Source organism: Sandaracinobacter neustonicus, from assembly GCF_006385875.1.
In the GTDB taxonomy this organism is placed as follows: domain Bacteria; phylum Pseudomonadota; class Alphaproteobacteria; order Sphingomonadales; family Sphingomonadaceae; genus Sandaracinobacteroides; species Sandaracinobacteroides neustonicus.
Genome location: NZ_VFSU01000014.1, coordinates 13,911 through 37,434, shown reverse-complemented (window position 1 = coordinate 37,434; position 23,524 = coordinate 13,911). Strand labels below are relative to the sequence as shown.

Here is a 23,524-nt window from a genome sequence, read left to right as displayed (position 1 = left end):
GACCATGATACAGAAACGTCGACAGAGGGCCGGTCTCCAGAACCACCCGCACCAAGTCGGGACAATGACGGTTTAGCCAGCTGGCCAACGCTTCGGGATCGCTCGCCACCACATCTCGCCGGAGCACACCACCCTCGGCATCGACCACACAGATATGCGTGCTCTTGTCGCTCACATCCAAACCAGCAAAGATCGACATCGGTCACCCTCCTGCATTGAAGCGTCAACGCGACTTCGTACCATCCAGGAGGGTGGCTAAATCAATTACGCGGTGTCCAAAGAAGCCGCCGCACCCCTCCGCTTCGAAAGCAGGAACGTTTCCGGCGGGCTTGGGCCATCCATGACAATGCAGCCTATCGATCATTGGGCTGGATGGGTGATTTGGTAGCGTGTGGTACTGGAAGGCGGGCGAAACATCGCCGGAGTCCGACGGGTTGGCGCCGTGCCGGGGAGCGGAAGCCAGTTCCGATCTCCGTCCCAAATCCTCCCACGATATGGGATGAAATGTGTCACACCTTACGCACCGAATGCGTCGAGTTTTCCGTCCAATATCAAATAGATATAGAAATTTGCATACTGCCCGAGTCGTGCATAAATTTGTATAATTTGTTCAAGTAATTGATATTATTGTTTATTTTTCGTCATTGTATTATATTTGTATGCAACTTGCAAATCGGAAGTTTATGCACAATGTTAATGCTGCTTTCTTGAGGTCGAACGATCCCGCCAGCCCTTCGAAAGGACTGCTGGATGGAACGTAAACTGGTACAGACATGGCTCCCCGCGCATGCGTATGCTGAATTTACCAAGATCGCCAAAACCCGCCGCATCAGTACCGCAGAGCTCATCCGGCAATTAATCCAGGACGAGATTGTGCGTGACAAATACCAAAATCCCGAATGCGATCCACTGGCATCCATCGAAGAAACCGTCCGCGTCGCGAACGACCGGATAGAGTATCTCGTGCTCGCCGTTAACGGCCTCCTAAAATACCACGAAAGCCCCGCCGCCTACCAAGCCGTCAAAGACCATTACACTGTCATGCAGGAACGTAAAAACATCACCCGCTAATTCGCTTCCAGTCTGTAGCGCCGTTCGCCGTCAACATCTTCCACCGCGATACTACGGCCGCTAGTGCGGAGGGTCGAAAGGGCCGAATGCACAGTATTGGCCTTCCAGCCCGTCAATTCGACAATTTCCCTGATTGTCGCACCACGATCACGCGCGAGCATGTTGACCAACTGTGCCTGCTTGGTTCCAGCGCGCGCCAAGGGCGTCAGCCGCCTTCGATTTTCAGCGGCTTTCCGCTAAAAACGATGAGATTGTCCGGCTCGGAAGCGAACCACGCATAGCTGCCCCAGGCCAAACCACTGACCGTTCTGCGGAAAGGCTGGCCGCCACGGTCGAGATAGGCCGTCACGAAAGCAACATCTCGGAAGGGAAGCCCGCGCCTTCGGATATCTGCAGGAGTGCCGTTTTACGGGCATCGTTGACCGGGCCATCCGTGTGAACGACCTCTACGAAGATAAGCAAGGGGTGCACGGGGCCAAGATCAACAAGCACGATATCGGGCAGGCTCTTGTCGGCGGGAATGGCCAGGCCAATCGCCTTGGCCAGAGCATCATCGCGCGCGACAACCTTGTTGCCGCTTTCGCTCAACGAGATCACGCCCGGCTTTTGCAGAAACTTTGGCGCGAACACTTCGATTACGGCTTTTGAAATATCCGTGCTTGCCCCCGGAATCATGCGGCGCGTTTCCCCATTGGGAAATGTCACAAGCTCGTATTCGCCGCCGCCGGCCGCGCCCTTGCGGACGATAGCAAGGCGGGCGAGTGCGCCCTTATTCAGATGCTTTTCCCGCCACGCTGTTGCTTTGGCGTGGAATGTCGCTTCGTCGAGGTCAGGTGCAAGCAGGTCGGCAAACTCTGCCTGCAGAGCGTAACGGCCAGCGGGCGACGTGGTGGCAAGGCCTGCGCGCTCGATCACCGCGCCGTTCTGGATCAGCGCATAGCGGATTGTGTCATCGCGAATGGATTCGCGCGTGTTGCCAGCATACCAGCGGCCGGGCACGTCGGCCTTGCCCGGTTTGACAGACAGTTTCGCCCAGGCATCGCGGGCTTCATCGTCGGTCATCGCGGCCTGATTGTCCGTCATGCGCGTGACCTGATCGGGCCGCAGCCAAAGGCCGCACCTTCGACCGCTCCCGTGTAGAGCATGACGAAGATGGTCTTGGCCGAAATCTCCCAAACCAAACGCTCGCGGTTCGCCGATCCATCAGGGAAGATAACAGGCAGTCGAGCGTGTATGTCGTTCCAAGTTGGAAGGGCTGGCAGGGTCATGCCTTCACCCCATAAAGCGCGCGCAGGCTCTTTTCGACAGTGCCGCGCGACGCGCCCTTGGCGACCAACTTCTCGATAGTGGCCATCGCCGAGGCGGGCGGCAAGGGGATCGATTCCAGCTCGAAAGCCGAAACCGCAACGCTTCCGCTGATGCAGCGAAAAACCTGGTCAACGATATCGCTGTTGAGAACGGCCGCAACGGCGGCAGGCGAGACCTTCGCCGCGCCGATCGTCCGCACCATGTTCAGATGGTTTTCAACCACGACCCCGCCGTGTGCATCGATGAACGCCTGCGACAACTCCGCTGCGATCAGGCGGCGGTCCTGTTCTTTGGCCGTCGTACGCTGCACGAGAACGCAACTGCGATCCACCACCAGCCAGCCATCGCCAAGTTCCGGCTTGAAATATGGCGCGTGATTGCGCTTGTTGGCGCGGAAGATAAAGCGGCCGTCAGCGGTCACGGCTTCCGCCCAGATCAGCGGATGCAGGCCGCGACCCGCGCGCGCGCGCATCTGCGGCTTGAACCTGTTCCACACCAACGGCCCGGTCGAAACCCCATAGCCCCAATCAGCTAAGCGCGTCGCCATGCCTTCGGCGGCTTTGATCAGGCCGACATGGGCCGGTTCGCGCGGAGCCAGCCACGGTGCGGATGCGTCAGTTGGCAGGCCGACCTTGCCGTTTTTGGTCAACCGCGCTTCGCGCTCGTTATCGACATGGAGATAGTGAACCTGGAACCGCCGGCGGGTGCCTCCCTTACAGTAGAGGGCGAGCAGGGTTTCCTGCAGCACGTCCTCAAATACACCACGCCGCGCATGCACAAAGTCGATCGCGACGGGTGGTGCTTTATCCGCAAGGAGCTTGCGGAGGGCCGCATAATATTGTCCGCCGAGCATGCTAGTCGGCGTGAGGTAGGCAATAACGCCGCCCGGACGTGCCCACCGGAGAGCTATGTCCGTGAACACGCCATAGAGGTTGGCGTGACCATAGAGGCTGCGGGCAAAGCGCGCGCGCTGGGCAGCCGTCAGGGTCACGCGACCATAGGGAGGGTTGCCAATCACAAGATCGTAAAGCTCGGCAGGCGTTTCTTCGAGCGTGTCGCAGACCTTCACGAACACTGGCATGTCGCGGCCACTGCCTATACGCAGGTCGGACAGGATGATCTCAAGGGCGGCCTGCGAAAGCGAAGCGGCGTGAGGATCCAGCTCAAAACCCGATAGCCTGTTTCCGAGTTGGGCGAGGATAAAGGCGGGTTCGCTGCCATCGAGCGCGCGCCGCATGCGCGCGGCGGCTTCAAGAAGGAAGGCGCCGCCACCGCTGGCAGGATCAAGCACGCGTGCCGTTGACCAATCCACGCCCCCTTCACTCGCAAGATCGAGCAGGCGCTGCACCAATGCCGGCGGCGTGTAGAATGCGCCAAGGGCGCTGCGTTCCTTGCCTGGCAGGAGCGTCGTGTAGAGGCTCGTCAGGAAGTGGCAACCTTCAAGCATTGGCAGGGCCGCAGCTTCGCGGCCGATCGAGACCGCCAGCTGGCGCGCCGTCGCATCAAGCTTGCCGCGCGGGGTGACGAAGGGGGCGCTTAACGCGAGATCTGGAACGATCACCGCAGCGAAGGCTTCGATCGCAGCGCGCGAAAAAAGAGCGGCCTGGCTTGTTCGCCGGCTTTCAGGGACAGTTTCAGACCAGGCCCGCGCGACGACACGCGCACGCGCCAACTCGATGCGTCGGCCTTCGAGATCGATGTGCGCAGGTGGCGCCATCGGTTTTTTCAGGCGGGCAGATGCTTTCATGCAGCTTTGCTCTTGTTGGCATCCAGTGCGCGGTAAAGGGTGGATCGGCCAACTTGCATCGTGCGGGCAATGTCGGTCGGTCGTTCGCCAGCTTCGAGCAAAGCCCGAGCATGGCGTATTTGTTCAGCAGACATGGCGCGCTTGCGGCCGATGCGGACGCCGCGCATACGTGCGGCTGCGAGGCCTGCCTTTGTGCGCTCGCCGATCAGAGCGCGCTCGAATTCGGCCAGCGCGCCCATTAGATGAAAAACAAGCCGTCCACCTGCCGTCGTCGTGTCGATGTTTTCGGAGAGTGACTGAAAGCCACAGCCCTTGTCGCCCAGCTCTTGAATAACTTCGATCAGGTGGGGAAGCGATCTGCCGAGGCGATCAAGCTTCCACACCACCAGCACATCACCATCACCGCATCGTGCCAACACATCATCGAGTCCTGGCCGCTTGGTAGAGGCGCCCGACATCTGATCTTCAAACAGACGATCACAGCCGGCAGCGTTCAACGCGCGGCGCTGCAGATCGAGATTCTGATCCTCTGTAGATACCCGTGCATAGCCCCATTTCATACCGCCATTTTGGGACAGAGTTTCGGGACGCGCAAGCATTTGTTTTTGCTATGTTCGCGAAAGTGTCCCTTAAACGGTCCTTTTCGGGACGATTCGCGGGCCAAATTAAACAGGCTCCATGAGGCGATCCCGGAAAACTGGACTGCTCTGAGTGGGAGTTTTCACCGTAATCCGCCTTGACTGGGAGGAGCGAAGGACGATGAAGACATTGAGTTCTCAAACGCGCAGACAGCTGACGTCAGGCAAGGGACCGAACTTGCACCGCTCACCACCAGAACGTTGCCAGACCGCGCATCCGCATCCAGAGCATCGATTCCGGCCACGAACGCGCGAGCGTCGGCTAGGTTGACATAGTGGCAACCCAGCGCAATGCAGGCGCGCGCCACGCGGTGATCCTGCGTCTAGAAGGGGCCAGTGGTGTGGATGACGATATCCGGCACGATGCGGCGGAGGGCCGTGGGCAAGTCGCCGTGAATGTCGATGGCATGTCCCTCGGCCGGGTTGGCGGAGGCAAGCGAACCGGCGAAGCTTTTGGCCTTCTCATCCGACCGACCACCGATAAGCAGGTAAATCTGCAGGACGTGCTGATCGGCGGCCCGGTGTCGGGGTCGCTACCCGCTGGCAGATCGATTTCCGATGCCAGGCAATATGGGCTGATCGATCCGGGCCTTCCCTCCGCGCTGTTGGCGCGGCGGCCGGACATCCTGCAGGCGGAACATCAATTGCGCGCAGCCAATGCCGATATCGGCGCAGCACGGGCCGCCTTCTTCCCCAATATCGTCCTTACCGGCGCGGCTGGCGCGGCAACGCCCGAATTGTCGAGCCTGTTCGACACTGGCGCACGAACATGGTCGTTCGGGGTGGCCGGGCTGCTGCCAATCTTCGACTGAGGCAGCGGCAAGCCAATTTGCGCTTCACCAAGGCACGCTGCGACGAGCTTGTCGCCAGTTACGAGCTGGCTGTGCAGGGTGCCTTTCGCGAAGTAACCAACGGCCTCGTCGGTCGACAGCGACTGCAAGAGCAGATCAAGGCGCAGGAGCAGACGGTAGCAGTGCAGCGACGGCTCGCCGAAGTGTCGGAGTTGCGCTATGAAAATGGCGTTTCACCTATCTGGAAGTGCTGTATGCCGAGCGTACGCTTTTCTCGGCGGAGCAGACCCTGCTGCTGCGCGCTGCGGCGCTGCAGAACGGCGTGTCGCTTTATGCGGCGTTGGGCGGCGGCATCGACGCCCCCACCTCCAACGCGCCACTCGAAGCGCCAGCCCGATAACATCGGAGCCGGTTCCGCCTGACAGTGGCATTTCTCGAGCCTGTGTCGCGCAGTCGCTTAATCACTGGCCGACGCGGGTTCGCGTGCGACGCTTATCGGACGATCGCCAGCCCGGCCCGCAAACGAGCGGTATGGTGATTATATTCCAGCAGATTTTCACCATAGCCGATAAAGCTCTGGACGTAGAGGTAGAAATCGGGGCCGCCTCCCAATAGCCTGGTGAGCGGATAGGAAATATCGGTGGACAAGGACCCCTTGCCGGAACCGAAGTTGAATCGCGCGGTGGAAGCCAGCTTCAAGCCCTCGTCCTTGCCGAGTTCAACGAATACAGCGGTGTTGCCCCGGTATTTCAGGATATCCGGGTTGTCGCTTTTGTCCCCGATCAGGAACGAAAGGCGGGGCGCAAAGATCAACCGATAGCCGTCGTCCAGTGGAATGGCGGCCATGGGGGCCAAGTAAAGCATGTTGATACTGCGCGAGGCGGAGCCATCGCGGCCATTTGATTCATGCTTCACGCCGGCCTGCCCCGCAACGCTCATGCCGTTTGCGAATTGGGCGGACTGGGAAAGGTAAAACAGCTCCGGCATATAATCTATGTTCCGGAAAGGCGACGAATCCGCTCCCAGATCCCAGAACATCTTCTGCGTAAAGGCGAAATGCATCCCGTCACGCCAGGATGACGACAGCCCGTTGCTCTGCCTGGAGCCAAACAGGCGATATTTCAGGCTGATCTGTATTTTGGCCTCTGCGGCACTGGACGGCCCATAGACCATGTACATCGGCTCATATGTGGACAGGTTGCCCAGAAACGGGCTTCCCTCTGAATGCGCCGTAGAGACACCCCGGACGGGTTCCGGCGACCCGGCCGCTTGAGCGGTGTCGGAGAACGGCGCATCGGCGGCAAATCCCTCCGCAGTGGGAAGCGGGGAAAGCGTGGCAACCTCATTCCGGGCCAGTAAATCTTGGGCAATCACCACCTGTTGCCTTGACCAGGCGGATATCGACAGCAGGCTGCCCGCGGGCAACGGCTCTCCCGCTTCCGGCAACAGATAGTGCGCCTGGGCAAAGCCCGTTGCAGGCAGCGTCAACGTCGCCTCATCCTGTGCACGCCTGACGAGCCAGACCTGACGCTTATGGCTTCCGCTTTGAAGCTCGGCCTGTATCCGTGCGGGCAGGGATATGGCCTTCGGCTGGGCCCCGCTGTTCAACACCCGGATGGACACGTTGACCGATCCACCGCCTGTGTCCTGCGCGGCCTCGCTGATGATGAACTCCAGGGAGCTTTCGGCAGCCGCCTGGGGAGCGGACGGCTGGGAAGCGAGTGCGGATGCCATCAGGACGGACAGCGCGATGCTACCGCTCACGACCGTCCCTCGCTCGGCCCCGGAACCAGGTCAGCTTGAGTGAAGGGCCGCCGGGGCCTTCCCGGTTGCTCGCCTGGGCGCCTATCCATGCACATGCTGCCCGCCGTCGACGGGGATGACGGTGCCGGTGATCCGCTTCGCCGCATTGCTGACCAGGAACGCCGCCAGAGCGCCCACATCCTCCACATCCACGGTTTCACCTTGCGGCGCCTGCGCGGCGGCACGCTCGAGCAACTCGTCGAAGCGGCTGATGCCACTGGCCGCGCGAGTGGCTATCGGGCCAGGCGAAATGGCGTGGGCCCGAATGCCCTTGGGCCCCAGTTCGGCAGCGATATAGCGGGTCGCGCTTTCGAGCGCCGCCTTGACCGGCCCCATCAGATTGTAATGCTCCACCACCCGCTCAGATCCGTAAAAGGTCACGCACAGCAGCGTGCCGCCATCCGTCATCAGCGGCTCAGCCAGCTTCGCCATGCGGATGAAACTGTGGCACGAAACATCCATCGCCACAGCGAACCCTTCAGCAGAGCAATCCACGACCCGGCCGTGCAAATCCTCCTTCGGCGCAAAGGCGATGGAATGAAGCAGGAAGTCCAGCCCGCCCCATTGGGTGCGCACCTCTTCGAAAAGGGCTTCGAGTTGACCGGGCTCCCGCACATCGCAGGGCGCCGTCCATTCGACATCAAGCCGATCCGCCACCGGAAGCACCCAGTCCTTCGATTTTTCGTTGAGATACGTTGCGGCGATGCGGGCGCCGCACTGGCGGAACGCCTTGGCGCAGCCGGCGGCAATGCTGCTTTCGTTGGCAATGCCCACGACAAGCCCTCGCTTCCCGCGAAGATCGACAAGTGGTGATGCCGAAATGATCATGCCTGAGGTCCGTTCAGAATAGAGAGGGTGTGAAGGGCAATCATGCGCTCCTCGTCGGTGGGTATGATGCGGACCTTGATCGGGCTGTCCGCCAGGCTGATGAGGGGCGCGTTGGCGGTGTTGGCGGCATCGTCGATGCGAATCCCCAGCCATTGCAGACGCCGGCAGATGCGGGCGCGGACATCGGCATGATGTTCGCCAATTCCTGCGGTGAAGACGAGCCCGTCCAGGCCTTCGAGCGACGACGCCAATGCCCCGGCTTCCCGGGCCGCCCGCCATGTGAAGAGATCGATCGCCTCGGCCGCTTCGGGCCGGTCGCTGAGCGACAGTTCGCGCATGTCGCTGGAGAGGCCCGATACCCCGAGCAGCCCCGATCGGCTGTAGAGCAGGTTTTCTACATCCTTGGCGGCCATTCCCATTTCGGCCTGCAGGTGCAGGATCACGCCGGGATCGATGGTCCCGCAACGTGTCCCCATCATCAGCCCGTCGAGCGCCGTGAAGCCCATGGTGGTATCCATGCTCTTGCCGGCCGACATGGCGCACAGGGAGGCGCCATTGCCAAGATGCGCCGCGATCACCCGGCCTGCGGCCATTTCCGCATCCACTTCGGCAAGGCGGCGGGCGATATATTCATACGACAGCCCGTGGAAGCCGTAGCGCTGGATTCCCTGATCATGCAGGGCGCGGGGGATTGCGAAGCGTTTTGCCAGAGCCGGCCGCCCGTTGTGAAAGGCGGTGTCGAAGCAGGCCACCTGCGGCAGCGCCGGTGCAATGCGGGCGATGGCATGAATCGCCGACAGGTTGTGCGGCTGGTGCAGCGGCGCCAAAGGGCAAAGCCTGTCCAGCCGGACAAGGATGTCGCCGTCGATCAGGCAGGGGCTGACGAAATCGGTGCCCCCATGGACAACGCGATGGCCGATGGCGGTCACTTCGATGCCGGTCAGGCGGGTAGAAGCCCAGTCGAACAGCGAAACCAGCAGATCGGCATGGGTCAGGCCGGCTTCACCCGGCCATTCCTGTTCCAGCAGCTGACCACCGGCGGAATCGCGGATGGAAAGCCGGGGCGAAATGCCGATACGCTCGATCTTGCCGCGAACCGCCAGGACAGGCGCACCGTTCGGATCGAGCTCATAGAGCCCGAACTTAATGCTCGACGATCCGGAATTCAGGCTGACGACGGCCCTGGTCATTGCGGGACTGCCAGCCCGGGGGCGGCCTTGGTATTCGCGCGGGCCAGCAGCACCGCAACCGCGCAGGACGCGAGGCGGGTTCGCAGACTGTCGGCGCGGCTGGTCAGGATGATGGGCACCCTGGCGCCCAGCACCACGCCGGCCGCATCCGCGCCGCCCAGGAAGGTAAGCTGCTTGGCCAGCATGTTGCCGGCCTCCAGATCGGGAACGACGAGAATCTCCGCCTTGCCCGCCACCGGGGAAACGATGCCTTTCTCCTTGGCCGCCATTTCGCTGATGGCATTGTCGAAGGCGAGCGGGCCGTCCAGCAGCGCTCCGGTAATCTGGCCGCGATCGGCCATCTTGCAGAGCGCTGCGGCTTCCAGTGTCGTCGGCATCGCGGGATTCACCGTTTCCACGGCCGACAGGATCGCCACCTTCGGCTGCGGGTTCCCCAGCACATGCGCAAGGTCGATGGCGTTGCGGATAATGTCCGCCTTCTCTTCCAGCGTGGGGGTGATGTTGATGGCGGCATCGGTGATGATCAGCGGATCCGGATGCCCCGGCACATCCATCACATAGGCGTGGCTGATCCGGCGCTCGGTGCGAAGCCCGCCGGCACGCGAGATGACGGCGCTCATCAGCTCGTCGGTGTGGAGCGACCCCTTCATCAGCAGCGCCGCTTCGCCGGAGCGCACCAGCTCGACGGCCCGGGCAGCGGATTCATGGCTGTGTACAGTCGCCAGAATGCGGAACGGCGAGATGTCCTTGCCGGCCTCTTCGGCGGCCTGCCGGATGCGCGCTTCCGGCCCCACCAGTATCGGTTCGATCAGGCCGGCCTCGGCCGCCTCGACGCAGGCGGCCAGCGCGGCCGCGGAACAGGGATGGGCGACAGCCGTTCTGGCCGCACCGCCCTTTGCGGCATCCATGAGCCTTGAGTAACCGTCATGCTCGGACAAGCGGATATCGGGCAGCGCCAGGCGCGGGCGGCAGACCTTCTCACTGGGCGCCTTCACCTCGGCCACGCCCGAGATGACCGTTTCGCCCTGCTGATTGGTGCACAGGCAATCGAGGATCAGTTTGTGCTTCCCGGCGAGCTTCTCCCTGACGGTGACGGTGGCTGTGATCACATCGCCGATGCCGACGGGCCGCTCGAAACGGAGCGACTGGGCAAGATAGATGGTTCCGGGCCCCGGCAATTCGGTGCCCAGCACGGCAGAAATCAGCCCCCCACCCCACATGCCGTGCGCGATCACACGGCGGAAACTGTCGCCCTGCGCATATTCCGCATCCAGATGCGCAGGGTTCACGTCGCCGGAAACCAGCGCAAACAACTGGATATCCTTGCGCGACAGCGTGCGGACCACGCTCGCGGTATCACCCACCTCGATTTCGTCGAAGGTGTGGTTCTCGATCATGCTGGTGTCGGCCATGGCTTACTTCTCCAGGATATAATGGCCGGGCGCATCGGCGATCGGCGGATACCCCTTGTCCGGCGCGCCGACCGAGGGCGGCGGCACCGGCTTTCCGGACCGACTGTCCAGCCAATGCGCCCATTCGGTCCACCAGGAACCTTCCGCCTTGGTAGCGCGTTCCAGCCACTCCTCGCCCTCGTAGGAATGTCCGTCCACCTCACGCATCAGCACCCGGTAATAGCGGTTCCTGTGGCCTGGCTCCGAGACAATTCCAGCGTTGTGGCCGCCACTGGTCAGAACGAACGTTACTTCAGCTCCCGTGAGCAGATGGATTTTGTGAACGGATTTCCACGGTGCGACATGGTCTCGTTCCGTTCCCACCGCGAAGATGGGCGAGCGAATTGCGGTCAGGCTGATCGCGCGGCCGTCAACGCGATATTTCCCTTCCGCCAGATCGTCGTTCAGGAACAGCCGGGTCAGATATTCGCTGTGCATGGCATAGGGCATCCGCGTGCCATCCGCGTTCCAGGCCATCAGGTCGTTCATCGGTTCCCGTTCGCCCATCAGATAGGTTTCAAGGATGTGCGACCAGAGCAGATCGTTAGACCGTAGAATCTGGAAGGCGCCGCCCATCTGGCTGCTGTCGAGATAGCCCTTGCTCCACATCATGTTTTCCAGAACGTCGAGCTGGGCCTCGTCGATGAAAAGCCCCAGTTCGCCGGGCTCGCTGAACTCTGTCTGCGCGGCCATCAGGGTCATGCTCGCCAAACGATCATCCCCATCGCGCGCCATCGCGGCGGCCGCGATGGATAGCAACGTGCCGCCCAGGCAATAGCCGGCCGCATGCACCTTCGCGGCGCCGGTGATGCCCGTCACGGCGTCAAGCGCGGCCATCGCCCCCAGCCTGCGATAATCGTCGAGTGTCACGTCCCGGTCCGCGCTGTCGGGATTGTGCCAGGAGATCATGAACACCGTGTAGCCCTGCGCCGTCAGCCAGCGGACGAGCGAATTTTCGGGCGACAGATCAAGAATATAATATTTCATGATCCAGGCCGGAATGATCAGGACCGGCTCCGGGCGCACGGTTTCTGTCGTCGGCTCATACTGGATCAGCTCCATCAGTCGGTTCCGCCAGACGACCTTGCCCTTCGCGGTCGCAACCGTCTCCCCGACCTTGAATGCCTCCGTGCCGACGGGCGGCAGCCCGCGGAACTGGCGCTGCATGTCTTCAATCAGGTTGTTGAAGCCGTCCAAAAGGCATTTGCCGCTTGTTTCCATGATCTTGCGTTGCAGCACCGGATTGGTGGCAAGGAAGTTGGTCGGCGCGAGCACATCCAGCATCTGGCGCGTTGTGAATTCCATGATGTCTTCGTGGTGCTTGCTCACGCCACCGATGCCCGTCGTGGCGGCGTACCACCACTGCTGGTTCAGCAGAAAGGATTGCGCGATCAGATTGAACGGCTGTTGCTTCCAGGCCGGGTCGGAAAAGCGCCGGTCCTGCGGCAGCGGCTCAATGGCCGGCTCCGCATCCGGATCGCGCGTCTGGCGAGCGGCATAGTCGGCCAGACGCATATGTTTGCGCGCTGCCTTCGCACCAAGCTGCATCTGCTTGCCCGGCGCTCGGGCGAGATGAACCCCCCAATCCGTCGCAGCCAGCATCAGCGTGATGGGGGACAGGCCCCGCGTCGCGGCAGCGATGGTTGCCGCCGCCGAGCGATTCAGGGTTTCGGCGATTCCGTCGAGCGGATTGACGCCCTGTTGCTGAATTGTGCTCATCGAATTTCTGCTTCCTTCACTCGACATGACATTGTGAACCTTCCCGGTCCGCCTGATGACGGGGCAGTCCTATGTCGCCTGTCATGGCCGCTGCAGCGACGGGATTCCGCCCGCAAGCACATCCAGCACGCGCTCGATCTCGATGGACCGCGCCTGCTTGCTGTCTTCCAGATTGCCGACAATGGTGGTCCGCGCGAACGGCACCGTAACAAGCGCATCGAACAGAACGGACGCAACGGACTGAAGCCGATCCGGTTCATAATCCGCCAGCATCGGGTCGCGGGAGAGGACCGAGCGGAAGGCGCCGGCCCAATAGCTTGTCATGGCTTCGAACGCGCCGTCTTCAACGAGGCCTGGCTCAGCCCGCCTGATCTCCTGCGCCAGCTTCATGAATCCCAAGGCCCGGGCATTCAGGATGGCGTCGAGGATATTGTGGGCAAGCATGCCGATCTGCTGTCTGACACTTCCCCGGGGAAGCGGAATGTTGACGATCGCCCGATAGACATGCCGCTCGCGTTCCCGGACTGAGAGCAGCAGCCCCTTTTTGGACTGGTGGCGTTGATACAGGGTGCGCTTGCTCACCTGGACGTCGGCCGCAATGGCATCCATGCTCGCGCCTTCGAAGCCATAGCGAAGGAAATGCTCAAGCGCGATGTCGAGAATGCGCTCACCGAGTTCGGCCGCAGCCTCGCGGGTGGGCCTTCCTCCCTTCGACGAGCGAATCTGTTCGACTGCATTCACCACCGTCATCCGAATGTCCTATCCATATTTCAAACTGTGGCGCGTGTTGGGTTGACCCATCCTTGATCTGTGTCAATAAATATACCGTAAAGTGTACATATTGTTCCATCATTGAGATTTGGCCCCGATTCACGAACCACATGGAGGGGCTGCCGAGTGAGATGGAAAGAGACAGCGACATGGCAGGGATAGCCCTGGTGACTGGCGGGACACGTGGGATCGGGGCAGCGATTGCCAAGGCGCTGCAGGCCGATGGATATCAGGTTGCGGCCGTTTATCATGGCAATGCCACCGCAGCGGCTGCTTTCAGCCAGGAATACGGCATCCGCACCTTCAAATGGGACGTTTCAGACGAAGCGGCCTGCCGCGCAGGTGTCGCGGATGTGGAGGCGACGCTGGGTCCGGTGTCGCTGCTGGTAAACAACGCCGGCATCACACGTGACATAATGTTTCACAAGATGTGTTGGGAGGACTGGCGGGCGGTTCTGTCCACGAACCTCGATTCCATGTTCGCGATGACGCGGCCGGTGATCGAAGGAATGCGCGAGCGCCGTTTCGGCCGCATCATCAATATTTCCTCCATCAACGGCCAGAAGGGGCAGATGGGCCAGGTCAATTACTCCGCTGCAAAGGCCGGCGTGATTGGTTTCACCAAGGCCCTGGCACTGGAAAACGCCGGGCGTGGCATCACGGTTAACGCCGTATGCCCGGGGTATGTGGATACCGAAATGGTTGCCGCCGTGCCCGAAGATGTAAAGGCAAAGATCATTTCCGGAATTCCCATCGGAAGGCTGGGTGCGCCGAACGAGATCGCATCCGCCGTTGCATGGCTCGCATCCCCGCAGTCCTCATTCTGCACAGGATCTGTTCTTACAGTGAATGGCGGGCAGTATATTGCGAATGGTTGAAATTATATTCTTATTACTATTGGAGATATTTGTATATATTTCGATATTTATTCCTCCATCGAAGGGATTTTTATTATGATTTATGGATTTGAACAATATGCCACTTTGGCGAATGCTAATCAGAATCTGATGCTCAAATTCGCGGGAATTTCGCGCGAAGCGGTCGCTCGGCAGGCAGAGATCGCAAAGAACAGCTTCGCGGCTTTCGGCGTGCAGGCAGCGGAACAGAAGCCTGGCACCGCAGTTTTTCCCGGTTTCGCCGGGTTGACGGATGTTCTGAAGGAAGCGGAGCAAAACCGCCAGACGTCGATCGCCGCCGTACAGAACGCAGTGGGCGAGTGGAGTGCGTGTGTGAACAGTGCGTTCCGGATTGGCGACGCGCAACAGCACTTCGGCGACGTCTTTCAGGCATGGACGCAACAGTTCCTGACTGCGGTGGGTGTCGCCGCCCCGACGGATGCCGGTTCGGGTAAAAAGGCGAGCGGCGGCGCGGCCTGACCGAATTGAACTGTGGCCGCTCCCGACGTTCGGGCGCGGCCATTCCTTGAAGCTCTGGACTCAGGGGGCGACGTGCCTGCCACCGTATTTCCACTCCCCGGCCCGGTACGTCCGCCCGGGATTCGCGCCCATCGGCGCCGTATCTGCATGACGGCCCTGCTTCTCGGCGTGTCCGCATGCTCGTTCGCGCCGGAGCATGTCCGTCCGCCCCAGCCTGTGCCGCAGGCCTATGCCACCGCGACGCCGCCCGGGGACAGCATCGCAGACCTGGGATGGCGCGATTTCTTTCGCGAAGCGGAGCTGCAGCGGCTGATCGATCTGGCGTTGGCCAACAACCGCGATATTCGTGTTGCGACAACGCGCCTGGCAGAAGCACGCGCCGCATGGCGGATCGAAGGCGCCTCGCTCTATCCGCAGCTCGATGCCGTCGGCTCCGGCACCCGGGGCAAGACCCTGTTCAACCTCCCCGGCACCGGCGCGATCCCCGCGGATGTGAAGCAGGTGAGCGCCCAGTTGAGCGCCAGCTGGGAGATCGATTTCTGGGGACGCCTGCGCAATCTGCAGGACGCCGCCCGCTGGCAGTATCTGGCCACCGAAGAGGCGCGCCGCGCGGTGGGCACCGATCTCGTGGCGCAGGTGGCCAACGGCTATCTGCTGGAACGCCACTATGAAGAGCGTGCCGCGCTCGCCCGGCAGTCGATCAAGACCCGCGTGGAGGCGTTGCGTATCCTGCGGCGGCGTTACGAGGTGGGCTCGGGTTCGAAGCTGGAAATGACGCAGGCGCAGACGTTGCTTGCGCAGGCACAGACGACCCTGCAGAGCCTCGAGCAGGACCGCGCGGTCAACCGCAACGCGCTGGCTCTGCTGGTCGGTGCGCCGGTCGATATAGCACCCGGACATCTGTCATTGACAGACGTGCCGCAGAACCTCCTGCTTCCGGTGGGCTTGCCATCAGATTTGCTGACCCGCCGCCCCGATGTCATCGCGTCCGAGCATCAATTGCGCGCGGCCAGCGCCAATATCGGGGCTGCCCGCGCCGCCTTTTTCCCGAACATCAGGCTGACAGGCGCCTATGGCGCGATGAGCACCGAACTGGACGGCCTGTTCTCTGACGGCATCGAAGCCTGGACATTCACCCCGTCCATATCTCTGCCGCTGTTCAATGCCGGTCGGCTAAAGGGCAATCTGGGTGTCATGCGGGCTCGCCATGAGCGTGCGGTGGCCGAATATGAACGAACCGTGCAATCGGCTTTCCGCGACGTGTCAGACGCCCTCGTCCGGCGGCAGCAACTCCAACTTCAAATCCGTACCACGGGTGAATTGCTTGAGGCGTTGCGCGAACGGGCCCGTCTGGCCGAGTTGCGCTTCGATTATGGCCGCTCCGCCTATCTGGAGGTTCTGGATGCGCAGCGCGACCTGTTCGATGCCGAACAGGCAATGGTCCAGCTCCGCCGGGCCGAGCTGGCGAGCATCGTGGCGCTGTATGCGTCGCTGGGCGGCGGCTTCGCGCCCTCGCAGACTGATTTCAACAAGGCTCCGCAAGAGATGGACAAGGGACAAATTCCATGACGCAGGTGACCAGCAGGACCTGGCTTATCAGGGGCGGGATTGCCGCAGTGGCGGTGGCTGGCGGGCTCGTTCTGTGGCTCGCACTGAGAGACCCGGGCTTGCCCGAGGGCATCGTCGCTGCGAATGGCCGGATCGAGGCGGTTGAGATCGACATTTCGCCGCGAACGCCGGGCCGCGTCCTGGAGATTCTGGCGAACGAAGGACAGCTGGTGAAGGCCGGCGAGGTTATCGCCCGCATGGATACGGAAACACTGCGAGCACAGCTTTCGGAAGCGCAGGCAGGGCTCGCCCAGGCCCGCAATTCCATCACCATCTCGCAGACGCAGGTGAGCCAGCGCCAAAGCGAGCGCGCATCTGCACAGGCCATCGTTCGCCAGCGTGAAGCGGAATTGAACGCGGCACGGCTGCGGTTCTCCCGCTCCGAGACGTTGGCGCGCGAGGGTGCAACGCCGAAGCAGGAACGGGATGACAATCGCGCTGCTGTCGAGGGTGCGATGGCCACGCTGGAAGCGGCCCGTGCCCAGCTGGCCTCGGCCGAATCCGGCATCGCGTCTGCGCAAAGCCAAGTGATCGGCGCCCGTTCCAACGTGGACGCGGTCAGCGCGACGATCGAGCGGGTCGAGGCGGATATTCGCGACAGCGACCTGCGTGCGCCACGCTCCGGCCGCATCCAGTTCCGGGTAGCTCAGCCGGGTGAAGTTGTGGCCGGGGGTGGCCGCGTGGTGAATCTGGTCGACCTGTCGGACGTCTATATGACATTCTTTGTGCCCACGACGGATGCAGGGCGCCTGGGGATCGGCACCGAAGTCCGCCTGCTGCTGGATGCAATGCCCGATCAGGCCATCCCCGCGAAAATCAGCTTCGTATCCGACGTGGCCCAGTTCACCCCCAAGACAGTGGAGACCGAGAGAGAGCGCGAGAAGCTGATGTTCCGCGTGCGGGCCCGGATCGAGCCGGCCCTGCTGGAGCGGCACTTGTCCCGCGTGAAGACCGGTCTTCCCGGCATGGCCTATGTCCGGATCGATCCCAGCGTGCCCTGGCCAGAAAAGCTTGCCAATGTCGTGAAGGAATAGGTCGATGCCGCTGACTCAACCGATTGATGTCGCGGCACCGGTCGTCCATTTTTCAGGCGTGCGGTTGCGATACGGCAAGGTGGAGGCCCTGAGGGGTATCAACCTCAGCATCGCCAGTGGACGGATGACGGGACTGATCGGGCCGGATGGCGTGGGCAAATCCAGCCTGCTGTCCCTCGCCGCCGGCGCGCGCGCGGTGCAGGACGGACGCATTCAGGTGTTGGGCGGTGATATCGCAGACACCCAGCATCGCGACAATGTGTGCCCGCGCATCGCCTATATGCCGCAAGGGCTTGGCAAGAATCTTTACCCGACCTTGTCGGTTGAGGAGAATTTGCAGTTTTTCGCGCGCTTGTTCGGCCACAACGCTGCCGAGAGGCGGCGGCGGATCGACGACCTGACCCGTTCGACGGGGCTATACCCGTTTCTCTCGCGCCCCGCGGGGAAGCTGTCGGGTGGCATGAAACAGAAGCTGGGCCTTTGCTGCGCCCTGATCCACGATCCGGACCTGTTGATCCTGGATGAGCCTACAACGGGCGTGGACCCATTGGCCCGGGCCCAGTTCTGGGACCTCATCAATCGCATTCGCCGGCAACGGCCGGAAATGAGTGTGATCGTGGCCACTGCCTATCTCGACGAGGCGCAGCGCTTCGACTGGCTGGTGGCTATGGACGACGGCGACATACTCGCAACCGGAACTCCCCGGGAAATGCTCGAGCGGACCGGCCGCGACAACCTGGAGGCTGCATTTGCCGAACTCCTGCCCGAGGAGCGCAAGCGCGGCCACAAACCCGTCGTCATCCCGCCGCTCGACGCCGACGAGAACGACATCGCCATCGAGGCACAGGGACTGACCATGCGCTTCGGCGACTTTGTCGCAGTGGATCATGTGAGTTTCCGCATTCGCCGGGGCGAGATTTTCGGATTTCTCGGCTCCAATGGCTGCGGCAAATCGACAACGATGAAGATGCTCACCGGCCTTCTTTCGGCAAGTGAGGGGCGCGCGTGGCTGTTCGGCCATGAAGTGGATCCGCGCGATCTCGCGACCCGCCGACGTGTGGGCTATATGAGCCAAGCCTTCTCGCTCTATGTTGAATTGACGGTACGGCAGAATCTGGACCTGCACGCCAGGCTTTTCCACGTGCCCGAGGACGAAGTCCTCCCCCGCGTCCACGAAATGGCAGAACGCTTCGGGCTGGAAGCCGTGATGGACAAACTGCCGGATCAGTTGCCCCTCGGGATACGCCAGCGGCTGTCTCTGGCCGTCGCCATGGTCCATCGACCTGACCTGCTGATCCTGGACGAGCCGACATCGGGTGTGGACCCGGTGGCGCGGGATGCGTTCTGGCGGCTGCTCGTCGAACTGTCGCGCCGGGATAAGGTGACGATCTTCATCTCGACCCATTTCATGAACGAGGCCGAACGTTGCGACCGCATGTCGATGATGCACGCCGGCAAGGTGCTGGACAGCGACACTCCCGCTAGGCTGGTCGAGAAGCGAGGCACCCGCACGCTGGAGGAGGCCTTCATCGGCTATCTTCTGGAGGCTGCGGGGCCGGACGAACAGGCTGTGGATGCCGGCAGCGAAAGCGCGACACCGACCCCGGCGGAACTCGCACATGGGGCGAAGCGCAGTTTCAGTCTGCAACGGATGCTGAGCTATGTCTGGCGCGAAACGCTGGAACTGCAGCGCGATCCCGTGCGCGGCACGTTGGCGCTGGGCGGAACCGTGCTTCTGCTGCTGGTGATCGGCTTCGGCATCAGTATGGACGTGAACGATCTGCGCTATGCCGTGCTCGACCGGGACCAGAGCAGTTTCAGCGAAAGCTACAAACAGTCGATCTCTGGCTCGACCTATTTCGCCGAGCAGCCGCCCATCGCCGATTATGATGAAATGGATCGGCGTATGCGAAGTGGTGAACTGGCTCTCGCAATCGAGATTCCGCAAGGCTTCGGCAGGAACCTCCTGCGGGGAAATCAGGCGGAAATCGGCGTCTGGTTCGATGGCGCGATGCCGCAACGGGCGGAAACGGTGAAAGGCTATATCCAGGGCATGCATCAGCATTGGCTGGTGGAACGAGCCCGGCAATCCGGCCTGAATGTGGCATCCCAGGTTTCGGTGGTGAATCGCTTTCGCTACAACCCGGATGTAATGAGCCTGCCGGCCATGGTGCCAGTGGTGATCCCGATGCTTTTGCTGCTTCTGCCGGCCATGCTGGCGGCTCTGGCGGTTGTGCGCGAAAAGGAAACCGGCTCGATCATCAATCTCTACGTCACGCCCGTTACCCGGGCCGAGTTTCTGCTGGGGAAACAGCTTCCCTATATCGGGCTCGCCATGATCAATTTCCTGATCATGACTGTAATGGCGATCTTCGTGTTCGACGTGCCCGTGAAGGGCAGTTTCCCCACGCTGCTGTTCGCAGCACTGGTGACGAGTGTGATTGCAACCGGCATGGGTCTCTTGGCCTCTTCCGTCACCAACAGCCAGATTGCAGCCATGTTTCTCGCACTGGTGGGAACGCTGATTCCCACCATGACCTATGGCGGCATGCTCGATCCAGTCTCTTCAATGGAAGGGGGTGCCCGGCTGGTCGGCGAGATTTACCCGGCCAGTCATATGTTCACCATAAATCGGGGTATCTTCAACAAGGGATTGGGATTCCGCGATCTGGCCAGTTCCTTTCTGCCGCTGCTTGTGGCGATCCCGATTATTATCGGATCGTCCATCCTGCTGCTGCGCAAGCAGGAGCAATGACGATGATGCGAAGTCTTTCGAACATATATCGCCTGGGCATCAAGGAAATGTGGAGCCTGTGGCGAGATCCGGCCATGTTGTCCCTGATCTTCTTCATTTTCACATTCGCAGTCTATCTGTCTGCGACGGCGATGCCCGACAGCCTGCAAAGGGCGTCTATCGCCATTGTCGATGAAGACAATTCAGCTCTTTCCCAACGAATAACATCCGCATTTTTCCCGCCGCAGTTCGTTCAGCCGACCATGATCATCCCGGCCCAGATCGACCCTGGCATGGATGCGGGCATCTATACGTTCGTTATTCACATCCCCTCCGGTTTTCAACGCGACGTCCTCGCCGGTCGGCCTGCGGAAATGCAGCTCCTGACCGACGCAACCCGCATGAGTCAGGCTTTTTCCGGGAGCGCCAGCATCCAGCAGATCGCACTTACGGAAGTGAGCGAGTTTCTTCAGCGCTATCGCGCGCAAGCGGAATCGCCCGTAAATCTGGTGCTGCGGGCCCGTTTCAATCCAACACTCAACAACACATGGTTCGGCGCCCTGTCGCAGATCATCAACCAGATCACGATGCTGTCGATCATCCTGACCGGTGCTGCGCTCATCCGCGAGCGGGAGCATGGCACCATCGAGCATCTTCTTGTAATGCCGGTTACACCGTTAGAGATCATGTTGAGCAAGGTGCTTTCCATGGGCATGGTGGTTCTGGCTGCCTCTTTCCTGTCGTTGAACATTGTTGTGCGGGGTATATTGGACGTGCCGGTTGCCGGTTCGTTGTGGCTGTTCTTCGGCGGCGCAGCGCTATTGCTGTTCGCCACGACCTCCATGGGCATCTTCATGGCGACCATAGCCCGCAACATGCCGCAGTTCGGCATGCTGTCGGTTCTGGTCCTGCTGCCATTGCAAATGCTGTCTGGCGGCACCACGCCTCGTGAAAGCATGCCAAAGCTCGTGCAGAACGTCATGCTGGCTGCGCCAACCACGCATTTCGTGGAACTGGGGCAGGCGATCCTGTTTCGCGGCGCAGGGCTGGATGTTGTTTGGGTGCAGTTGGCAGCGATCCTTGTGATTGGCGTGATATTTTTCACCATAGCTCTTGCCAGATTTCGAAATACTATAGTTATGATGGCATGATGTGCGACATATTAATCATGAATTCGAAATAGTATGATTTACATCATTTGAGGTAAGCATGTGAAAAATGTCAGAAAATGGAATTAATTTTTACACTATTGTTTATGATTCTATCAACATTTCGCTCGTGCCGCAACTTTCTGCGCATGGCGAAACTCGCTGAGGCTTGGATGATGGACATCGCCCATGTTGCTGCGCTGGCAGCTTTCCTCGCCAGCCCCGCAGCGCGCCGGATCATCGGCGCCATCATTCCCGTCGATGGCGGGCAACATCTTCTGGCTTGGGATTGAGGAGACAAGGATGACGACGGAGACCCCCGCCTGGCACGCGCTATCGGGCGAAGACGCTTTGTCGGCGCTCGATAGCAACCGGGTGGGTACCCATGCGGAAGCCGTCCAGCGTTTCGAACGCCATGGCCCCAATGCCCTGCCGATAGCCGCCGGTGTTCACCCCATCATGCGCTTCCTGGCCCAGTTCAACAGCGCCTTGACATATTTCCTGATGACGGCGGCGTTCGCTGCGGGGCTGCTCGGGCATCTGGTGGACGCAGTCGTCATCGCGATTGTCGTGCTGGTCAACGCAGTGGTCGGCTTTGCGCATGAGGGTAGCCCTTCTCTCGCCCAGAAGCTCGGCGAGGGCGCGATCATGTAAGGGACGCCAATCCGCTTCTGTGCTGTCGCCCGCTTGCTCAAAAGTGCCTTCACAAAGCTGATTGCCCTGCCCTCGCTGTCGAAGCTTCGGTAGCGGATGCGCTGACGGCACCCGATACGTCCCCAAGTCCATTCGACGCGGCGTAAGCCGAACAGATCAACGGATCGGGCAATACAGTAGCTACGGCGAATTTTTTGTGTGGGACCGATTGCTCGCAACTCTATATGCCGATTTGCTGCGAGGGGTCTTACGGCTTGACGTGCTCCCCTGATTGTTACCATTCAGAGGTAGAGTCTGGCTCCTTCATGATGATTGCTTGAGGTGATGGCGACCTGTCCGGGGGCATGCCCCGGACAGGTTCACCGGCTTTCTCGGTGGGTGTTCTCCCGCCCAGTTTCGAGTGTGGCCTGACGTGGTTGTAGTCGTGCCGCCAGGCATCGAGCAGGAAGCGGGCATGCGGCAGCGATGTGAACAGCGTCTCGTTGAGGCATTGGTCGCGTAAGCGACCGTTGGCCGAAGGCTGGCGAAGCCAACCTCTCGACGAAGCCGTTCTGCATCGACTTGCCCGGGGCGATGTAATGCCACTCGACCCGCCGCTCTTGCGACCAGCGCAGGATAGCCGACGAGATCAGCTCGGTGCCGTTGTCGCTGACCACCGTATGCGGCCTGCCGCGCATGCCGATGAGCCGCGTCAACTCCCGCGCCACCCGCACGCCCGACAGCGACGTGTCGGCCACCAGCGCCAGGCATTCCCGCGTGTAGTCATCGACCACGCACAGGATACGAAACCGCCGGCTGCAGGTCAGGGTGTCGGAGACGCAGTCGAGCGAGCAGCGCTGGTTCGGGCCGTCCGGCAGCACCATCGGCGCCCGCGTGCCAAGGGCGCGCTTGCGGCCACCGCGACGACGGACCCGCAGCAGCTTCTTGTGGTTGGGCGTGATGCCTCGCGAGCCAGCAGATAGCCCAGGCGCCGATAGCCGAACCGGCGACGCTCCGCCGCAAGTTCGCGCAGTCGCTGCCGTAGCCGACCATCGTCCGGTCGCAATGATCGATACCGGATCACCCTGCGGTTCACGCCTACCAGGCCCCTGTGCATTATTTGGACACAGATTCACGGTAGGCAAGCTTGAGGGGCGTCAGCGCCAGCTTTCCTTCCAGGGTTCGCGTAACGCGAGCCGTCCCGGCTACGCAAAAAGGCCGGCGCAACGGCCGGCCATAGTTTTGGGAGAGGATGCCTGAAAGGCACCATGATGCTGCGCTTGCGAGCAGGTTTGTGCAAGTGCAAAATTCGCAGGTCCCGGCTATAAACCCGCGCATTGGCGCCTGTCAGAGGGCCAGCTTGTCTTTCACCGCTTTCGCAGGCGCGAAAGTGAGTTTTCGGGCGGCCTTGATCGTGATGGTCTCGCCGGTCGCGGGATTGCGGCCTTCGCGTTCGGGCGTGTCCTTCACCTTGAACTTGCCGAACCCGTGCAACGACACGTCTTCACCCTGCGATGCGGCTTCGACGACGGCGCCGAGGAGGGTGTCGATGAATTTGCGAGCGTCGGCCTTGGTGATGCCATGCTCGTCGGCGAGCCTCGCCACGAGATCGGGATTAGCCATGTCTTGTTCCTTTTTGCTGAGTGGAAAGGGCGGGCGAACTATCTTGGTCGG

At 61.3% G+C, this 23,524-nt stretch carries 24 protein-coding genes and 3 pseudogenes; 12 read left to right on the top strand and 15 right to left on the bottom strand.

Annotation, left to right across the window (positions count from 1 at the left end; all coding sequences use genetic code 11):
* Positions 1 to 199 (bottom strand): annotated as a pseudogene (locus tag FJQ54_RS04625) (IS110 family transposase); the annotation flags it as partial.
* Positions 200 to 750: 551 nt separating this feature from the next.
* Between FJQ54_RS04625 and FJQ54_RS04620 the strand changes: the two are divergent.
* Positions 751 to 1,071, top strand: coding sequence for a hypothetical protein (locus FJQ54_RS04620; protein WP_140927249.1), 321 nt, complete (start codon positions 751 to 753; stop codon positions 1,069 to 1,071).
* Here the strand turns inward: FJQ54_RS04620 and FJQ54_RS04615 are convergent.
* Genes FJQ54_RS04615 through FJQ54_RS04600 form a run of 6 tightly spaced genes read right to left on the bottom strand, consistent with a single transcriptional unit; the run spans position 1,068 to position 4,686 of the window.
* On the bottom strand, positions 1,068 to 1,271 hold the full coding sequence (locus tag FJQ54_RS04615; protein WP_140927248.1) for a DUF3489 domain-containing protein: 204 nt from the start codon (positions 1,269 to 1,271) through the stop codon (positions 1,068 to 1,070). The two genes, FJQ54_RS04620 and FJQ54_RS04615, sit on opposite strands and share 4 nt — an antisense overlap.
* Before the next feature lie 5 nt (positions 1,272 to 1,276).
* Positions 1,277 to 1,420, bottom strand: coding sequence for a BsuBI/PstI family type II restriction endonuclease (locus FJQ54_RS17910; protein ID WP_268920559.1), 144 nt, complete (start codon positions 1,418 to 1,420; stop codon positions 1,277 to 1,279).
* The gene (locus FJQ54_RS04610; protein WP_268920558.1) at positions 1,417 to 2,154 is read right to left on the bottom strand and encodes a BsuBI/PstI family type II restriction endonuclease; all 738 of its coding nucleotides are present in this window, start codon (positions 2,152 to 2,154) and stop codon (positions 1,417 to 1,419) included. The genes FJQ54_RS17910 and FJQ54_RS04610 overlap by 4 nt, the downstream gene beginning before the upstream one ends.
* A complete protein-coding gene (locus FJQ54_RS17605; protein ID WP_207790361.1) occupies positions 2,151 to 2,339 on the bottom strand; it encodes a hypothetical protein in 189 nt (62 codons plus the stop codon). Before FJQ54_RS17605 ends, FJQ54_RS04610 begins: the two co-directional genes overlap by 4 nt.
* Entirely contained in the window at positions 2,336 to 4,126 is a 1,791-nt protein-coding gene (locus FJQ54_RS04605) for an HsdM family class I SAM-dependent methyltransferase (RefSeq protein ID WP_140927247.1), read from the bottom strand. The genes FJQ54_RS17605 and FJQ54_RS04605 overlap by 4 nt, the downstream gene beginning before the upstream one ends.
* Positions 4,123 to 4,686: a recombinase family protein gene (locus FJQ54_RS04600; RefSeq protein ID WP_140927246.1), complete on the bottom strand. Its 564-nt coding sequence runs from the start codon at positions 4,684 to 4,686 to the stop codon at positions 4,123 to 4,125. The genes FJQ54_RS04605 and FJQ54_RS04600 overlap by 4 nt, the downstream gene beginning before the upstream one ends.
* 353 nt (positions 4,687 to 5,039) lie before the next feature.
* On the opposite strand from FJQ54_RS04600, the gene FJQ54_RS17740 reads away from it, so the two are divergent.
* The 3 genes and pseudogenes from FJQ54_RS17740 (at position 5,040) to FJQ54_RS17735 (ending at position 5,955) form a co-directional block, all read left to right on the top strand.
* On the top strand, positions 5,040 to 5,576 hold the full coding sequence (locus FJQ54_RS17740; protein WP_235890313.1) for a TolC family protein: 537 nt from the start codon (positions 5,040 to 5,042) through the stop codon (positions 5,574 to 5,576).
* Positions 5,534 to 5,731 (top strand): annotated as a pseudogene (locus FJQ54_RS17995) (hypothetical protein); the annotation flags it as partial. The gene FJQ54_RS17740 and the pseudogene FJQ54_RS17995, both read left to right, overlap by 43 nt.
* A 71-nt stretch (positions 5,732 to 5,802) precedes the next feature.
* On the top strand, positions 5,803 to 5,955 hold the full coding sequence (locus FJQ54_RS17735; protein WP_235890312.1) for a hypothetical protein: 153 nt from the start codon (positions 5,803 to 5,805) through the stop codon (positions 5,953 to 5,955).
* Between the two features lie 92 nt (positions 5,956 to 6,047).
* Here the strand turns inward: FJQ54_RS17735 and FJQ54_RS04590 are convergent, their stop codons facing one another.
* From FJQ54_RS04590 to FJQ54_RS04565, 6 genes are all read right to left on the bottom strand, one after another.
* Positions 6,048 to 7,319, bottom strand: a complete 1,272-nt coding sequence (locus FJQ54_RS04590; protein WP_235890311.1) for a phospholipase A — start codon at positions 7,317 to 7,319, stop codon at positions 6,048 to 6,050.
* Between the two features lie 81 nt (positions 7,320 to 7,400).
* Positions 7,401 to 8,186, bottom strand: coding sequence for an enoyl-ACP reductase FabI (gene fabI, locus FJQ54_RS04585; protein WP_064332312.1), 786 nt, complete (start codon positions 8,184 to 8,186; stop codon positions 7,401 to 7,403).
* Positions 8,183 to 9,376, bottom strand: a complete 1,194-nt coding sequence (locus tag FJQ54_RS04580) for an acetate/propionate family kinase (RefSeq protein ID WP_064332313.1) — start codon at positions 9,374 to 9,376, stop codon at positions 8,183 to 8,185. The genes fabI and FJQ54_RS04580 overlap by 4 nt, the downstream gene beginning before the upstream one ends.
* Positions 9,373 to 10,788 carry a bifunctional enoyl-CoA hydratase/phosphate acetyltransferase gene (locus FJQ54_RS04575; protein ID WP_064332314.1) on the bottom strand — a complete coding sequence of 472 codons (1,416 nt, stop codon included), beginning with the start codon at positions 10,786 to 10,788 and terminating at the stop codon, positions 9,373 to 9,375. The genes FJQ54_RS04580 and FJQ54_RS04575 overlap by 4 nt, the downstream gene beginning before the upstream one ends.
* A 3-nt stretch (positions 10,789 to 10,791) precedes the next feature.
* A complete protein-coding gene (locus tag FJQ54_RS04570; RefSeq protein ID WP_140927245.1) occupies positions 10,792 to 12,546 on the bottom strand; it encodes a PHA/PHB synthase family protein in 1,755 nt (584 codons plus the stop codon).
* An 81-nt stretch (positions 12,547 to 12,627) separates the two neighbouring features.
* Positions 12,628 to 13,296: a TetR/AcrR family transcriptional regulator gene (locus FJQ54_RS04565; RefSeq protein ID WP_140927244.1), complete on the bottom strand. Its 669-nt coding sequence runs from the start codon at positions 13,294 to 13,296 to the stop codon at positions 12,628 to 12,630.
* Between the two features lie 170 nt (positions 13,297 to 13,466).
* On the opposite strand from FJQ54_RS04565, the gene phbB reads away from it, so the two are divergent.
* The 8 genes from phbB (at position 13,467) to FJQ54_RS04525 (ending at position 21,871) form a co-directional block, all read left to right on the top strand.
* Entirely contained in the window at positions 13,467 to 14,195 is a 729-nt protein-coding gene (gene phbB, locus FJQ54_RS04560; protein ID WP_064332745.1) for an acetoacetyl-CoA reductase, read from the top strand.
* Between the two features lie 75 nt (positions 14,196 to 14,270).
* Entirely contained in the window at positions 14,271 to 14,693 is a 423-nt protein-coding gene (locus FJQ54_RS04555) for a hypothetical protein (RefSeq protein WP_140927243.1), read from the top strand.
* Positions 14,694 to 14,840: 147 nt separating this feature from the next.
* Positions 14,841 to 16,262, top strand: a complete 1,422-nt coding sequence (locus tag FJQ54_RS04550) for an efflux transporter outer membrane subunit (protein WP_140927242.1) — start codon at positions 14,841 to 14,843, stop codon at positions 16,260 to 16,262.
* Entirely contained in the window at positions 16,259 to 17,335 is a 1,077-nt protein-coding gene (locus tag FJQ54_RS04545; RefSeq protein WP_140927241.1) for an HlyD family secretion protein, read from the top strand. Before FJQ54_RS04550 ends, FJQ54_RS04545 begins: the two co-directional genes overlap by 4 nt.
* 4 nt (positions 17,336 to 17,339) lie before the next feature.
* Entirely contained in the window at positions 17,340 to 20,090 is a 2,751-nt protein-coding gene (rbbA, locus tag FJQ54_RS04540; RefSeq protein ID WP_140927240.1) for a ribosome-associated ATPase/putative transporter RbbA, read from the top strand.
* Between the two features lie 2 nt (positions 20,091 to 20,092).
* Positions 20,093 to 21,220, top strand: coding sequence for an ABC transporter permease (locus FJQ54_RS04535; RefSeq protein WP_140927253.1), 1,128 nt, complete (start codon positions 20,093 to 20,095; stop codon positions 21,218 to 21,220).
* Positions 21,221 to 21,297: 77 nt separating this feature from the next.
* Positions 21,298 to 21,510: an SDR family oxidoreductase gene (locus tag FJQ54_RS04530; protein ID WP_140927239.1), complete on the top strand. Its 213-nt coding sequence runs from the start codon at positions 21,298 to 21,300 to the stop codon at positions 21,508 to 21,510.
* 10 nt (positions 21,511 to 21,520) lie between these two features.
* Positions 21,521 to 21,871 carry a cation-transporting P-type ATPase gene (locus FJQ54_RS04525; RefSeq protein ID WP_140927238.1) on the top strand — a complete coding sequence of 117 codons (351 nt, stop codon included), beginning with the start codon at positions 21,521 to 21,523 and terminating at the stop codon, positions 21,869 to 21,871.
* A gap of 281 nt (positions 21,872 to 22,152) precedes the next feature.
* Here FJQ54_RS04525 and FJQ54_RS17730 read toward each other — a convergent pair.
* Together FJQ54_RS17730 and FJQ54_RS04510 are read right to left on the bottom strand one after the other, a co-directional pair.
* A pseudogene (locus tag FJQ54_RS17730) lies at positions 22,153 to 22,955 on the bottom strand (integrase core domain-containing protein); the annotation flags it as partial.
* Between the two features lie 242 nt (positions 22,956 to 23,197).
* Complete coding sequence (locus FJQ54_RS04510) at positions 23,198 to 23,473, bottom strand: HU family DNA-binding protein (protein ID WP_021318849.1); 276 nt, start codon at positions 23,471 to 23,473, stop codon at positions 23,198 to 23,200.
* Positions 23,474 to 23,524: the final 51 nt, after the last annotated feature.

What these genes read in the sequence shown, in the direction of transcription:
- FJQ54_RS17605 (WP_207790361.1), bottom strand. Translation starts at nt 2,339, where the DNA reads ATGACCCTGCCAGCCCTTCCAACTTGGAACGACATACACGCTCGACTG.
- FJQ54_RS04610 (WP_268920558.1), bottom strand. Translation starts at nt 2,154, where the DNA reads ATGACGGACAATCAGGCCGCGATGACCGACGATGAAGCCCGCGATGCC.
- FJQ54_RS04545 (WP_140927241.1), top strand. Translation starts at nt 16,259, where the DNA reads ATGACGCAGGTGACCAGCAGGACCTGGCTTATCAGGGGCGGGATTGCC.
- FJQ54_RS04580 (WP_064332313.1), bottom strand. Translation starts at nt 9,376, where the DNA reads ATGACCAGGGCCGTCGTCAGCCTGAATTCCGGATCGTCGAGCATTAAG.
- FJQ54_RS04600 (WP_140927246.1), bottom strand. Translation starts at nt 4,686, where the DNA reads ATGAAATGGGGCTATGCACGGGTATCTACAGAGGATCAGAATCTCGAT.
- FJQ54_RS04565 (WP_140927244.1), bottom strand. Translation starts at nt 13,296, where the DNA reads ATGACGGTGGTGAATGCAGTCGAACAGATTCGCTCGTCGAAGGGAGGA.
- FJQ54_RS04535 (WP_140927253.1), top strand. Translation starts at nt 20,093, where the DNA reads ATGATGCGAAGTCTTTCGAACATATATCGCCTGGGCATCAAGGAAATG.
- FJQ54_RS04510 (WP_021318849.1), bottom strand. Translation starts at nt 23,473, where the DNA reads ATGGCTAATCCCGATCTCGTGGCGAGGCTCGCCGACGAGCATGGCATC.
- FJQ54_RS04575 (WP_064332314.1), bottom strand. Translation starts at nt 10,788, where the DNA reads ATGGCCGACACCAGCATGATCGAGAACCACACCTTCGACGAAATCGAG.
- FJQ54_RS04525 (WP_140927238.1), top strand. Translation starts at nt 21,521, where the DNA reads ATGACGACGGAGACCCCCGCCTGGCACGCGCTATCGGGCGAAGACGCT.
- FJQ54_RS04530 (WP_140927239.1), top strand. Translation starts at nt 21,298, where the DNA reads ATGGAATTAATTTTTACACTATTGTTTATGATTCTATCAACATTTCGC.
- FJQ54_RS04605 (WP_140927247.1), bottom strand. Translation starts at nt 4,126, where the DNA reads ATGAAAGCATCTGCCCGCCTGAAAAAACCGATGGCGCCACCTGCGCAC.
- phbB (WP_064332745.1), top strand. Translation starts at nt 13,467, where the DNA reads ATGGCAGGGATAGCCCTGGTGACTGGCGGGACACGTGGGATCGGGGCA.
- rbbA (WP_140927240.1), top strand. Translation starts at nt 17,340, where the DNA reads ATGCCGCTGACTCAACCGATTGATGTCGCGGCACCGGTCGTCCATTTT.
- fabI (WP_064332312.1), bottom strand. Translation starts at nt 8,186, where the DNA reads ATGATCATTTCGGCATCACCACTTGTCGATCTTCGCGGGAAGCGAGGG.
- FJQ54_RS04620 (WP_140927249.1), top strand. Translation starts at nt 751, where the DNA reads ATGGAACGTAAACTGGTACAGACATGGCTCCCCGCGCATGCGTATGCT.
- FJQ54_RS04550 (WP_140927242.1), top strand. Translation starts at nt 14,841, where the DNA reads ATGACGGCCCTGCTTCTCGGCGTGTCCGCATGCTCGTTCGCGCCGGAG.
- FJQ54_RS04570 (WP_140927245.1), bottom strand. Translation starts at nt 12,546, where the DNA reads ATGAGCACAATTCAGCAACAGGGCGTCAATCCGCTCGACGGAATCGCC.
- FJQ54_RS04555 (WP_140927243.1), top strand. Translation starts at nt 14,271, where the DNA reads ATGATTTATGGATTTGAACAATATGCCACTTTGGCGAATGCTAATCAG.